General features: G+C 56.8%; 13 protein-coding genes. 8 read left to right on the forward strand and 5 right to left on the reverse strand.

Annotated features, from left to right (window positions below):
* Positions 1 to 98 precede the first annotated feature (98 nt).
* From Q1A52_RS12540 to Q1A52_RS12555, 4 genes are all read left to right on the forward strand, one after another.
* Positions 99 to 911, forward strand: coding sequence for a TIGR00282 family metallophosphoesterase (locus Q1A52_RS12540; RefSeq protein WP_299862122.1), 813 nt, complete (start codon positions 99 to 101; stop codon positions 909 to 911).
* A complete protein-coding gene (locus tag Q1A52_RS12545) occupies positions 908 to 1,819 on the forward strand; it encodes a DMT family transporter (protein WP_300015741.1) in 912 nt (303 codons plus the stop codon). Before Q1A52_RS12540 ends, Q1A52_RS12545 begins: the two co-directional genes overlap by 4 nt.
* Positions 1,820 to 1,936: 117 nt before the next feature.
* Positions 1,937 to 3,652 (forward strand): SLC13 family permease, encoded by a 1,716-nt coding sequence (locus tag Q1A52_RS12550; RefSeq protein WP_367278052.1) that lies wholly within the window; start codon positions 1,937 to 1,939, stop codon positions 3,650 to 3,652.
* A 120-nt stretch (positions 3,653 to 3,772) separates the two neighbouring features.
* Entirely contained in the window at positions 3,773 to 3,937 is a 165-nt protein-coding gene (locus Q1A52_RS12555; RefSeq protein ID WP_299782152.1) for a hypothetical protein, read from the forward strand.
* Between the two features lie 102 nt (positions 3,938 to 4,039).
* Here the strand turns inward: Q1A52_RS12555 and Q1A52_RS12560 are convergent, their stop codons facing one another.
* Positions 4,040 to 4,288: a hypothetical protein gene (locus Q1A52_RS12560; protein ID WP_300015744.1), complete on the reverse strand. Its 249-nt coding sequence runs from the start codon at positions 4,286 to 4,288 to the stop codon at positions 4,040 to 4,042.
* Between the two features lie 92 nt (positions 4,289 to 4,380).
* Between Q1A52_RS12560 and Q1A52_RS12565 the strand changes: the two genes are divergently transcribed.
* Positions 4,381 to 4,767 (forward strand): hypothetical protein, encoded by a 387-nt coding sequence (locus tag Q1A52_RS12565; RefSeq protein ID WP_300015747.1) that lies wholly within the window; start codon positions 4,381 to 4,383, stop codon positions 4,765 to 4,767.
* A gap of 34 nt (positions 4,768 to 4,801) precedes the next feature.
* Here the strand turns inward: Q1A52_RS12565 and Q1A52_RS12570 are convergent, their stop codons facing one another.
* The 4 genes from Q1A52_RS12570 to Q1A52_RS12585 form a co-directional block, all read right to left on the reverse strand.
* Positions 4,802 to 5,998, reverse strand: coding sequence for a PQQ-dependent sugar dehydrogenase (locus tag Q1A52_RS12570; RefSeq protein WP_300015750.1), 1,197 nt, complete (start codon positions 5,996 to 5,998; stop codon positions 4,802 to 4,804).
* A gap of 263 nt (positions 5,999 to 6,261) precedes the next feature.
* Positions 6,262 to 6,609 carry a c-type cytochrome gene (locus tag Q1A52_RS12575; RefSeq protein WP_300015752.1) on the reverse strand — a complete coding sequence of 116 codons (348 nt, stop codon included), beginning with the start codon at positions 6,607 to 6,609 and terminating at the stop codon, positions 6,262 to 6,264.
* A 402-nt stretch (positions 6,610 to 7,011) separates the two neighbouring features.
* On the reverse strand, positions 7,012 to 7,725 hold the full coding sequence (locus tag Q1A52_RS12580; protein ID WP_300015755.1) for a response regulator: 714 nt from the start codon (positions 7,723 to 7,725) through the stop codon (positions 7,012 to 7,014).
* Positions 7,718 to 9,961: an ATP-binding protein gene (locus Q1A52_RS12585; RefSeq protein ID WP_300015758.1), complete on the reverse strand. Its 2,244-nt coding sequence runs from the start codon at positions 9,959 to 9,961 to the stop codon at positions 7,718 to 7,720. The genes Q1A52_RS12580 and Q1A52_RS12585 overlap by 8 nt, the downstream gene beginning before the upstream one ends.
* Before the next feature lie 247 nt (positions 9,962 to 10,208).
* Between Q1A52_RS12585 and Q1A52_RS12590 the strand changes: the two genes are divergently transcribed.
* The 3 genes from Q1A52_RS12590 (at position 10,209) to Q1A52_RS12600 (ending at position 12,469) form a co-directional block, all read left to right on the forward strand.
* Positions 10,209 to 11,048: an alpha/beta hydrolase gene (locus tag Q1A52_RS12590; RefSeq protein ID WP_300015761.1), complete on the forward strand. Its 840-nt coding sequence runs from the start codon at positions 10,209 to 10,211 to the stop codon at positions 11,046 to 11,048.
* A 74-nt stretch (positions 11,049 to 11,122) separates the two neighbouring features.
* Positions 11,123 to 11,953, forward strand: a complete 831-nt coding sequence (locus Q1A52_RS12595) for a class I SAM-dependent methyltransferase (RefSeq protein WP_300015764.1) — start codon at positions 11,123 to 11,125, stop codon at positions 11,951 to 11,953.
* A gap of 156 nt (positions 11,954 to 12,109) precedes the next feature.
* Entirely contained in the window at positions 12,110 to 12,469 is a 360-nt protein-coding gene (locus Q1A52_RS12600) for a group 1 truncated hemoglobin (protein WP_299782171.1), read from the forward strand.

Below are 12,469 nucleotides of genomic sequence, written 5' to 3' on the forward strand. Positions count from 1 at the left end.
CAACTTAACGCGAAATCGGTTTTCCGCCATGACGCTATGCCGCATTATTATAGCGCCTGCCCCTTGCCCTGCCGGTGCCGGAGCCCTACCCATCAGACATGAAACTGATGTTCCTTGGCGATGTAATGGGGCGGGCCGGACGGCGCGCGATCACGGAAAACCTTGCGCGGTTGCGGACGGCGTGGAAGCTGGATTTCGTGGTGGTGAATGGCGAAAACGCGACCTCGGGCGTGGGTCTGTCGGGCGCGCATGCCAAGACGCTGCTGGAGGCCGGGGCCGATTGCATCACGCTGGGCGATCACGCTTTTGATCAGCGCGATATGCTGCAGTTCATCGAGCAGGAACCACGGGTCATCCGCCCGTTGAACTTCTCCAAAACCGCACCGGGCAAGGGCGCGCGGCTCTTTACCTCGAAAAACGGGCGTAAGGTGCTGGTGACGCAGGTGCTGGGGCAAGTGTTCATGAAACGGCCCTTTGATGACCCGTTCTCGGCGCTGGAGCCGGTGCTCAAGATGCATCCGCTTGGCGGGCAGGCCGCCGCCGTGATCGTGGATGTGCATTGCGAGGCGACGTCGGAAAAGATGGCGATGGGGCATTTCGCCGATGGTCGGGCGAGCCTTGTTGTCGGCACCCATACCCATGTGCCCACGGCGGATGCGATGATTCTACCCGGCGGCACCGGATATCTGACCGATGCGGGCATGTGCGGCGACTATAATTCCGTCATCGGCATGGACAAGGCCGAACCGCTGCGCCGTTTCATCACCGGCATGCCGCGCGACCGCTTTTCCCCCGCGAACGGGGAGGCGACCCTCTCCGGTGTCTATGTTGAAACCGACGACCGCACGGGCAAGGCCACCCGCATCGCCGCGATCCGCGATGGCGGCCTGCTTGAGCCGGGCGCCCCGTGACCGTGCCTGTGCGCTCCGACGTGGTGCTGTTGACCGGCGTGCTCATCCTTTTGGGAGCCGGCTGGGGCATGACACAGCCCCTGACAAAGATCGCGGTCTCCACCGGGTACCAGCACTTTGGCCTGATTTTCTGGCAGCTCCTTATCGGGGCAGTCCTGATGGCCGCCATCTGCGCGATACGCGGCACCCGGCTGCCGCGCGGACGGCGTCAGATCGCCATTTGCCTGATGGTGGCGGCCATCGGCACGATGATCCCCAATTCCACCGCCTATCAGGCCGCGGTGCATCTGCCTTCGGGCATCTTGTCGATTCTGCTGTCGATGGTGCCCATGTGGGCCTTTCCCATTGCGCTGCTGATGGGGCTGGACCGGTTTTCATGGCGGCGCTTTCTGGGGCTGTCGCTGGGCCTCTGCGGTGTGCTGCTGATCGCGGTGCCGGGGGCGTCCGCGCTCAATCTTGCGGTTTTCTGGGTCGGCGTCGGGTTGATCAGCGGTATTTGCTACGGGCTTGAGGGCAATCTGGTCGCGAAATTCGGGACTGCGGGCATGGATCCGTTCCAGGTGCTCTACGGGGCGTCCCTGATGGGGGCGGTTATCATGCTGCCCGTGACAGTGTTCTCCGGCCAGTGGATCCCGATTGACGCCGCCCAGACCCGCGAAGGGCAGGCGCTGATCCTCGGCTCCATCATTCATGTGGTCGTCTATGCCGGTTATGTCTGGATGGTTGGGCGTGCGGGCTCCGTTTTTGCTGTGCAGGTCAGCTATCTGGTCACAGGCTTTGGCGTCCTCTGGGCCAAACTGCTGCTGGGCGAGGCCTATTCGACCGGTATCTGGGCGGCACTGCTGCTTATGTTTGCAGGCATGTATCTGGTGCAGCCGCGCCCTAAAGCGGCGCTTGCTCCTGCGTGAGCAATCGGCGTACCTTACCGCAGGTTGAACAACGACACAGGTCGCATCCCCTTGATCCCATTTGTTGAATTGTCATCTACCGTGAGTGCCGTGCTGACCCTCGCGGTGGTTGCGGTGATGTTCGCGCTCTTTGTGCGCGAGACCTTCCCGACCGAAGTGGTTGCCATCACCGGTGCGGCACTGATGCTGCTGCTGGGTGTCCTGCCTTATGAGAACGCGCTGGCCGTGCTCAGCAACCCCGCGCCCTGGACCATTGCCGCGATGTTCATCGTGATGGGCGCTCTGGTACGCACCGGGGCGTTGGAGGTGCTGACCCAGCAGGCAGAACGCTATGCCAAGACCCACCCAAGGGCGGCGGTGGCGGGGGTGATCCTGTCGGTCATGGGGGCCTCGGCCATCATGAACAACACGCCCGTTGTCGTGGTCATGATCCCGGTGATGGTGCAGCTGAGCCAGACGCTGGGAGCCAAGGCGTCGCGTTACCTGATCCCGCTCAGCTATGCGGCGATCATGGGCGGTTCGCTCACGCTGATCGGGACCTCGACCAACCTGCTGGTCGATGGGGTTGCCCGCACGCAGGGGCTCGATCCCTTCACGATTTTCGAAATTCTGCCCATCGGTCTCGTGGTCTGCGTCTGGGGGCTAATCTACTTGTCGATCTTTGCAAAACACCTTCTGCCCGACCGCGACAGCATGGCGAATATGCTCTCGGACCGTTCCAAGATGAAGTTCTTCACCGAGGCCGTGATCCCGCCCGAAAGCAACCTGATCGGGCGTGAGGTGCTCAGCGTGCAACTCTTCAAACGCGAAGGCGTGCGGCTTGTCGATGTGATCCGCGGCGATGCTTCGCTCCGGCGTAACATGCAGGGCGTGACGTTGCAGCTGGGGGATCGCGTGGTCTTGCGCACCCAGATGACGGAACTGCTGAGCCTACAGGCCAACAAAGAACTGAAACGGGTGGATCAGGTGTCCGCAGTCGAGACCACGACGGTTGAAGTCCTGATCACGCCGGGGTGCCGGATGGTCGGGCGCTCTCTTGGCAGCATGCGCCTGCGCCGTCGCTACGGTGTCTATCCGCTGGCCGTGCATCGGCGTAACCAGAACATCGGACGGCAGCTGGACGATCTGGTGGTCAAGATCGGGGACACCCTGCTGCTGGAAGGCGCGCCGGAGGACATTCAGCGCCTTGCGGCGGATATGGACATGGTGGACGTGTCGCAACCTTCCGCCCGCGCGTTCCGGCGCAGCCACGCGCCCATCGCCATTGCCGCTCTGGCAGGCATTGTCATCCTCGCCGCCCTCAATGTGGCGCCTATTCTGCTTTTGGCGATCATCGCTGTGGCGCTGGTGCTGGTCACCGGCTGCATTGACGCGGATGAGGCGTTTTCCTTCATCGACGGGCGCTTGCTTGCGTTAATCTTTGCCATGCTCTCCGTCGGTGCGGCGCTGCAGCATTCCGGGGCAATTGCGCTGATTGTCGATGCCGTCTCGCCGACGCTGATGGCGATGCCGCCGACGGTGGTGGTTCTGGTGGTATTCGCCATGACCTCGACCCTGACCGAGATCGTGTCCAACAACGCCGTCGCCGTCATCATGACCCCGCTGGCCATTGGTTTGGGCACGGCCCTTGGCCTCGATCCGCGCCCCCTGGTCGTTGCTGTCATGATCGCGGCCTCCTGCGCCTTTGCCACGCCCATCGGCTATCAGACCAACACGCTGGTCTACGGACCGGGGGGATACCGCTTCACCGATTTCATGCGCATCGGCGTGCCACTGAACCTCAGCATGGCGCTCATTGTCTCGATGATCATCCCGCTGATCTGGCCCCTCTGAGGCATATGCTGCTATGCAGCAATTGCAGAGCTGCTTTTCGTTTTTGAACGTTGTTTGTTAAGGGTTTCGATATCATGTTGGCGCTATCAGAACATCCGGTTTTGATGAAAGGAATGTCACATGAATGATATTATTAACCGACTGAAAAACGCGGCCGCGAAACGGGCCGAATTCAACCGCACCTATCACGAGCTGCGGTACATGCCACGCGATACGGCGATTGATCTGGGGATGTTCCCGGAAGATGCGTATCAAGTCGCGTATTCGCACGTCTACGGACGCTAACTGCGAAGGGCACCAAAAGGTGCCCGCCGAAATTCCTCAAGCCCGCGCCCGTCTCCTTTTGCAGGAGCGCGCGCGGGCTTTTCATTTTTACCGCTGCAGAAGCTAGAGTGGCCAGACAATCAGAATTCCCGTGACGTCCAGGCTGTAGCTCAGGCGGACGAAGTCGATGCGCCGAATGCCAGCTTGCGAAAGTTCGTCGGCGGCAAAGGTCTTTGCGGAAAGTCCGACAATGACATTCACCGGCACGGTGACCGCTTCACAAACCGCGCGAACCGCGTTGATGTCGGCAATATCACCGCCTCTCAGCTTTGCTCTGGGTGTATAAATCGGGCGTACAACAAGTCCCTTCACGCGAATTCAGTAGTCTTTACAGCCTGGGTTCAAGGCCTTGCCGGAGGATTGATGGGTCGCGATACTACCGATACAACCATGGGGACACAGCGATGCGAAATGCACTACCTCTTGTACTCATCCTTACAGTGGCTTTGCCGGGCATGGTTTTTGGAGACGCAGCTGCGGTGAAAGACCGGGCCAGGTCGGGCAGTTTTGACTCAACGGGCGAGGTTCGCTGTGCGCAGGAGATTGGACAGTCGCTGGGTGCGTGCAGCGCGGCTGTCGCCCGCACTGATGGATCTGCTGCGATTGTCGTGACCTTCACAAACGGCTTTGCAAGGACTCTGCTGTTCTCGGACGGGGAGTTCTTGCGCGGCAACGCGACCATGTCTGGCGCGGGGACTGATACGGATTGGCAACTGTCCCATGGCATTTATCACGTGAGGGTGGATGACCAGCGCTATGAAATTCCAGATGCACTGGTCAACGGAGATTAGACCGCGCGACATGAGCGCGCGGCCACAAAGCCAATCAACCGCCGGGGGTCAGCTTGTAGATCGTGCCTTCGTCGATGGATGTATAAAGACTGCCATCCGGCCCCATGACAACCGAGCGGAAGCGTCCCGACTCCATGGGAAGGGTCATCTCCGTCACGTCCTCAACGTCCGTGTTGTCGTCGTTGAACTGTATCACGTCGATCCGCTGGCCGATTGGTGTTCCGCCAAAGCCAATGCCCATAATCCCGACGACCATCGCGCCGTCCCAGTCCCCCCAGGCGTCCCCTTCGAGAAAGGCCGCCGATGAGGTGCCCTGCGACCAGCCGTTGTTGTTCCAGATCGGAGGCATCGCGTCAGGATAGGTGTCGAAGTCCGTCATCGACATGAAGGCCGCCCGCTCATAGCGGTTCATGCCATCTTCCTGGTTCGGGCTATACCCACAGTAATCGTCGGGGCAGTCGCCACGCCCTGCCATGTTCGGCCGCGGGTCCCATCCGGCGTTACCGCCGTTTTGCAGAATCGTGATTTCATCGGAATGCCAGGGGCCGTGTTCTGCCGTGATCGCAGCACCTGTTTCCGGGTGGAAGGCGATCCCCTGAACGTTCCGGTGGCCATAGGTGTAGGTTCTGGCGTCGAAACCGTCCGGCGGGCTGTTTTCAGCAATGGCGTTGCCGTCTGTATCAATACGCAGAACCTTGGAGCCCATCATCGTCGGGCTCTGCGGCACCTGGCCATTATGCGTATCGCCCGTCGTCAGAAAGAGGTGGCCATTTGCATCAAAACGCACGCGTCCGCCATTGTGAGCACCGGGGCCACCGAAGGGATGGTTCGAGGCTGCCATCTTGTAGGGCACGTCATCGACAATATCCGCCCTGTCCGCGACGCCGGTGAAGTCCTCAGTGAGCGTGAAACGCATCAGCCGGTTGGTGTGCGGGTCGGACATGTTGGACGTCGAATAGACGTAGATGCGGCGATTGCTATCGAAGTCTGGATCGAAGGCCACACCCATCATGCCTGCTTGACCTTCGCAGAACAAATCCGAACCATTCGATGCATAGCCTTCGGTTTCACCGACACCGTAAAGCGCATTCACCGTGCCGTCTGGCAGGCGTACCGAAAGGCCTGAGCACTTCTCAGTGAACAGCATTGTGCCATCTGCCAGAAATGCCATGTCCCACGGATTGTCCAAACCCTCGAGCACAACTTCATGTTGCAGGCTGGTGGTGTTCATTCCATTTTGTGCGAAGGCTGACGATGACAGTATAGCCGTGCCAGCAAGAAGCGCGGCACCCGTCCGCAGTACGGAAAAAGAAGTGACGTGAAACATGATTTCCTCCCAAAAATCGATTTGAAAGTCGACCGGGAAGGCCTTCCGGCTCATAGTCTGCCCAAGCCGACCGAGACGTTAACCATAGTTCTCGGTCCATCGACCGGTCAACGAATTTCTCGTTTGACTAGAGTCCCTTGGCGTAGCAGTATTTTTTGATTGTCGTATCAGTCGAAGGCTGTGGCCACGTAGACCGAGATGTTGGCGATGTCCTCATCTGAGAGTTTTTTGGCATGACTGATCATGAGAATGGAGTTCGGACCAATCTTCTCGCCGGACCTGTAGATTTTCAGCTTCTCCGCAATGTACTCCGGCGTCTTGTCAGAGAGCTTAGGGTAGCTGGCCGCGCCCTGTGCTTTGTTCCCATGGCAGGCCCGGCACGATTTACGAAAAATTTTCTCTGCCGCTTCCAAATCCACCACGTGCTCTACTGTAGAGGTGTCGGAGTCTTCGGCCGCCGCGTCAGTTGCATGATTGTCTGCCCGCGCTGCGAAACCACAAATGATCATCAACATGGTTAGAACGCAGTTTCTCAGCATCAACACAGTCCCTGTTGCTTGGTCGGCTTCAACCGTTCTAGACGGTCTTCACGACAAGTCCAATGTTTCGCAATGATCAGAGGATGTCACATCGCTTCGATTACCGCTGCTCCACGGGGCGAGCAGTAGGCATTGCAAACGCGGCCTCGGACGGACGATCGTGCTGGGCGCGTCGATCGACCGCTTGTTCCTACCTTAGACAATCCGCGCTTGAACGTACCGGCTACGCGTGGGCTCACCCCCGCGATACGATGGAGTGCAGCATGTTCTCGGCCACCTAAAAACTGTCTGCCCCCGCTGCCCGTTCCGGATCTTCGTCGGAGCAAGCGTGTTGCCGAAAGCTTCCGGGTGCACATTGAACAGCATATTGAAGTGGTCTTATTTTGGATCGTAAAGGTAGCCGATGCCACGCACAGTCCTGATGACTTCGGGTTTTTCGGGGTTGGTTTCCAGTTTCCGGCGCAGTCGGGAGATTCTGATATCGACGCTTCGGTCAAACGGGTCCCAGGATCGGTCATGAGCCTGTTCCAAAAGCTGATCCCTGTTTAGAACGCGCCCCCTGTTTGCCGCAAAGACCTTGAGCAGACTATACTCCATCGCCGTCAATTGAACTTCGGACCCATCCGCCGCAAGGAGCTTTGCGGCGTCTTTGTCCAAAAGAAAATCTCCAAATGGAGCGCAGCCCCCATCAGCCTTTTCCGCCTTTGCTGAGCTGCTGATGGTTTCACGGCGAAGTATCGCTTTTATCCGGGCTTCGAGCTCTCGAAGATCGACGGGTTTGCCAAGATAGTCATCCGCCCCCATTTCAAGACCAATGATACGATCAACCACGTCACCGGCTGCGGTCAGCATGATGATGGGGGTCGTGTCCTCTGGGCGCAGTGATCGTAGAATGGAAAGACCATCTTCCTTTGGCATGTTGATGTCCATGATGATGACATCCACAGTATTGGTCGAAAGGATGTCCCGAAGTTCATCGCCACCTGCGGCTCCAGATACCTTGTATCCACGTTTGCCAAGGTATTCCTGGAGCATTTCACGCAGGTCGATTTCATCATCGCAGACTAGGATGTGGGCATTCTGGCTATCCATCTGGCATTTCCTCCTGGTCGGCGAGTAGCTGTCTGACGAGGTCTCTGAGCTCTGTCGGCGAAACCGGTTTCTCCAAATATGGAAGGCCAGCCTCCTTTAGAAGTCCCAGGGAAGTCTGTCCCATCGTATCACCGGTGATATAGGCCGTCCTCTTCAACATCTCTGGAAAACGGGCCACCAAAGCATCGTATATCTGGCGCCCGTCGACACCCGGCATGTTCAAATCGCTCAGGAAAACGTCGTACCTGGTTGAGTGAAGGCGGTTTATTGCTTCCTCCCCTGAGGCGACGAAATCAACTTCGAACCCTTCTTTTCTAAGAATTTCGGCGTTCAACTGGCCCACTTCAACCTCATCATCCACAATCAATGCTCTCAGGTTTGCAGGTGCCGTGACCGGGTTGGTCGGTGCGTCCACTTCTGATCTTTGATCACTGGCGACGGGCAGCGTGATACGAAAACATGTGCTGGCTGCGCTGCTCTGATCCAGCCTGATCTGTCCGCCATGCGAAAGAATGATCCGGTGGCAGAATGCCAGACCGATGCCAGTTCCCTCGCCAACTTCCTTGGTGGTGAAAAAAGGCTCAAATATCCGTGCCCGAATGGCGGCGGGAATGCCGGGGCCGTTGTCTTGAACGGTCACTTCGACCATGCTTATCTCCGGCCTTGAGATGGCCGACAGTTCAATGTGATCGCCACGACCAGACGCGTTCAAAGCCTGTTCGGCGTTGATGATCAGATTAATGATAACCTGCGTAATCTGATCCGCATCGGCGGCAATAGGTGGCAGATCGTCCGGAACCTTGAGCGAAATACTGATGTCACCTGACGTGCTTCCATAGGCAACGACATCTGCAGCCGTTTCGATCACGCTGGCAACATCAACTGGCTCAATCTTGCTTGGCTGCTGGCGTGCCATGGCAAGGAAGGTCTTTACGATCTTGGCACACCGCTCTGCTGCTGTACTGATCTTGTCGATCCTTGCGGTGAGATCAGGATCTATGATCTCCTCCTTCAGCATCAGCGAATGACCTACAACAACAGAGAGGGGGTTGTTGAGCTCATGGGCAACACCGGCAAGCAATTCACCAAGTGCAGACATCTTTTCATTCTGGAACAGCAACTCTCTTTGCTTCGCAAGCTCTTCAGAAAGCGCCAATTCATCCGTCAAATCGCGTGTGTTTGAGACGATGACTTCTTCGCCATTGAATTCTATGAGGCGCGAGGAATCCGCTCCCCAGAACTTTCGACCCTTTGCATCAATGAACTCCATCCGCCGATCCTTGAGCGTCCCGGCCTTTCGCAGGTCTTCAAGATAGCGCTCGCGCTCTGTTGGGTCCGCATAGTAGGATTTGGAATTGTTGGCCGGGCCAAAAAGCTCCTCAAGATCTGGCGTCGCAAAAAGAACTTGCCCGGTTTCTGCGTTCGTCATGTTAATGGCGGCCGGATAAGCTTCCATTACCTGCCTGATGATCGCGTCAGTTTCTTTTTGGATGGTTAGATCAATGGTACTGGTCACGATGACTTCTTCGCCCTTGAAATCGATCAACTGCGAAGAAATGGTCGCTGGAAAAATGTTTCCGTCAGCATTCAATAGATCAAGTTTGAAGTCATCCACACGTCCATCCGCCAAAAGCTGCGTGACAAAGTCTGCCCGGCGCTCCGGACTGACATAGTGTTCCCGCGCAGATTTGGTGGGGCCAAACATCTGCAGGGCGGCAGGCGTGCGGTAAAGAATCTGACCATCACCAATACGGGCCATGGTGACCGCGGCAGAACTGGCGTCCAGCACTTTTCTGATCAGAAGATCCCCGTCGCGTTCCTCGACCTCGGCTTGTTTTCTGGCTGTGATATCCTCTCGGGTTACGACAAAGCCGCCTGAGCATGTGGGATGAACGGACACCAGATAGGTCCGCCCGTCCGTTTCTTTCAGTTCAAAATCCTGAATGAACTCAATGCCATTGGCCAACCTGTCAGAAACCCATTTCTGTTCGTCGCCCACAGCATCGGCATATATTCCGCGGCGGGCTGTCTCGCGCATCAGTATTTCCCAGTCCAGACCGGGTTTGAGGAGATGGGAAACCCCTTTGTTCATCTCGGCATATTGTTGATTGAACATCACAAGGCGCCGGTCGTCATCGTACAGGGCGAAGCCTTCCTTGAGAGACTCGATAGCGTCCCGCAGAAGGCCCTGCGCATTTTCGATGTCTTCCAGATCGTTCGTCATGCCCGTCGTCATCCCGATTTTCTAAGACAGCATTGTTTCAATGCCATTTCAAAATTCGCATCTAGTGTTTCAATTGTTTCACAGGCTGCTGCGCCAAACCAGAGACAGCAAAAAAATCCCATATTTTGAAGGTTGCTGGCGGGGGATCAGGTGAAACCGACCGTGCAACAACTGAAACACGGCACGCCTCATTCAGACATCGCAATGAAACAATCGGACGCCAATTGTCGTTCATCACCAACGCTTTTGGATTAGAACAATGACCTTTTCATCTCAGCCAACTCGACAAGGCAACGCGCCTATTGTTGCCTTGCATTCCTCGGCATCAAGCAGCGGCCAATGGAGCCGACTGTCAGCGGATCTGGAAGGCCGGTTTGACGTCCATGCACTTGATCTTCCCGGCTACGGGCGTGCCCCTTTGACCGCAGACTATTCTCAGAAAGGTGCAGCCCGTTCCGCTGCCCCAGTCATCCGCGAAATCGAAAAGAGGAGGGGTGCCGTCCACCTTGTTGGTCATTCAAATGGGGGTGGCATAGCGATCAAACTCGCCTTGATGCGCCCAGACTTGGTGAAAAGCCTTACCGTCTATGAACCGGCGACATTTCACTTTCTGAAGAATGGCGGGGGAATCGACAAACGGCTGTTTCAGGAGATCCAGACCCTTTCTGCGCTGGTGACACATGCAGCAGAGGAAGAAGAAGTACCGACGGGAATGCGGCACTTTCTGAACTTTTGGAACGGTGAGGGTTTCTGGGACCACCTTCCCCACGTTGCCAGGCAGCGGTTTGCGGGCATGATCTCTTCGATCATGGCAGATTTCGCCAACGGAGCCGCGGAAACCTGGGAACCGGCGGATTTGTCAAAATTGGAGATGCCGACATTGGTGATGACGGGCCTGGAATCCCCGGAAATCACGCAGCATGTGTCGATCGCCATTGCAAAGGCGCTTCCCAACGCACGCCTCGCACTGTTGCCCGAACTTGGACATATGGCGCCCATCTTCCAACCAGAGTGGGTGAATTCACGCATTTTCGAACACGTGGCCAATGTTGAACGGCCCACCGCAATCTGCAGTTGGCCAAACCAGGTGGCGGCCTAACCCAACCACAGTCACCCAACCCAATAATTTACAAAACCGCTGGTGATGGACCAGCAAACCCAAAGGAGAAAATCATGGGCTCTCACACAACAATCGATCCTTCAACCGACTACACGGCGATCAAAGCCAAGCAAAACGCCGCGTGGGGGGCGGGAGACTACAGCAAAGTTGGCGTAACCCTCCAGATCACCGGTGAAGAACTTGCCGAAGCCATGGACATAAATGCAGACGCCAAGGTTCTGGATGTGGCAGCGGGCAATGGCAACGCAACGCTGGCCTTTGCACGGCGCTTTTGCAACGTCACCTCTACAGACTATGTGTCGGAGCTTTTGGAAGCCAGCGGCACGCGCGCAAAGGCCGAAGGTCTGTTTGTCAACTACAAGGTTGCCGACGCAGAGGACCTGCCATTCAAGGATCAGTCTTTTGACGCGGTCGTGTCCACTTTCGGAGTCATGTTCACGCCAAATCAACAACAAGCAGCCGCAGAGCTTCAACGCGTCGTCAAACCCGGTGGCAAGATCGGGATGGCCAACTGGACACCGGAAAGTTTCATCGGCCAGCTCTTCAAGACAATCGGAAAGCATGTTCCACCGCCCGCTGGCGTCAGCTCTCCTGCCTTGTGGGGCAACCGGGAGTGGGTTGAAGAAACCTTTGGCGCCACTTGCCAAATATCTTCCTTCCAGCACAAGACCTTTTTGTTCCGCTACCGCTCTGCCGAGCATTTTCTGGAGTACTTCCGCGCCTTCTATGGCCCCATGCAAAAGGCGTTCGAAGCGCTGGATGAGGTCGGGCAAACAGCCCTCCGGAACGATATCATGACGCTCATTGAGACGTTCGACATCTCAACCAACGGTTCATTGTGTATCTCTTCAGAATATGCCGAAGTGATCGCAGTACGTCACTAAGGTCATGATCTGAAATCACAAATCCCTCCGGCGTTTCAGCCGGGGGGCGCACTCATGTTGCGGGCGGTAGACAGGCTTAACTTGGTCAAACAGAATTTGTAGACTTTGGCCGAGGTGAGGCACTTCTGATCCTCCTCAACACGAAAGGAACCTACGATGGCTGAACGCACGCTCTATGAAGAGTACGGGGGATTTTCAAAGGTCAGCAAGATTGTACTTTCCTTCTACGACAGCCTTTTGGACAATGATGAGGTAGGCCCTTTCTTCGACGATGTTGAAATGTCTCGGATCGTGGATCACCAGACCAAGTTCATCGCTTCGATCCTTGGTGGCCCCGCGTCCTACACAGACAATCAGTTGCGCCAACTACATTCTCATCTGACCATCACAGACGGCCATTTCGATGAACTCGAAACGGTGCTTCGCGGCACATTGTTGCAGCACGGGATGGCCAGTGAGGACGTTGACCTTGTTGTTGCGGAATTCGAGAAACGCCGCCCCCTTATTGTCAGGTGA

The sequence above is a fragment of the uncultured Roseobacter sp. genome, from assembly GCF_947488185.1.
Lineage (GTDB): Bacteria > Pseudomonadota > Alphaproteobacteria > Rhodobacterales > Rhodobacteraceae > Roseobacter.

Bases quoted from the DNA above. Each gene is read 5' to 3' on its own strand.
- Q1A52_RS12540 (WP_299862122.1), top strand. From the start codon at position 99: ATGAAACTGATGTTCCTTGGCGATGTAATGGGGCGGGCCGGACGGCGC.
- Q1A52_RS12550 (WP_367278052.1), top strand. From the start codon at position 1,937: ATGTTCGCGCTCTTTGTGCGCGAGACCTTCCCGACCGAAGTGGTTGCC.
- Q1A52_RS12555 (WP_299782152.1), top strand. From the start codon at position 3,773: ATGAATGATATTATTAACCGACTGAAAAACGCGGCCGCGAAACGGGCC.
- Q1A52_RS12565 (WP_300015747.1), top strand. From the start codon at position 4,381: ATGCGAAATGCACTACCTCTTGTACTCATCCTTACAGTGGCTTTGCCG.
- Q1A52_RS12570 (WP_300015750.1), bottom strand. From the start codon at position 5,998: ATGAACACCACCAGCCTGCAACATGAAGTTGTGCTCGAGGGTTTGGAC.
- Q1A52_RS12575 (WP_300015752.1), bottom strand. From the start codon at position 6,609: ATGTTGATGATCATTTGTGGTTTCGCAGCGCGGGCAGACAATCATGCA.
- Q1A52_RS12580 (WP_300015755.1), bottom strand. From the start codon at position 7,725: ATGGATAGCCAGAATGCCCACATCCTAGTCTGCGATGATGAAATCGAC.
- Q1A52_RS12585 (WP_300015758.1), bottom strand. From the start codon at position 9,961: ATGACGACGGGCATGACGAACGATCTGGAAGACATCGAAAATGCGCAG.
- Q1A52_RS12590 (WP_300015761.1), top strand. From the start codon at position 10,209: ATGACCTTTTCATCTCAGCCAACTCGACAAGGCAACGCGCCTATTGTT.
- Q1A52_RS12595 (WP_300015764.1), top strand. From the start codon at position 11,123: ATGGGCTCTCACACAACAATCGATCCTTCAACCGACTACACGGCGATC.
- Q1A52_RS12600 (WP_299782171.1), top strand. From the start codon at position 12,110: ATGGCTGAACGCACGCTCTATGAAGAGTACGGGGGATTTTCAAAGGTC.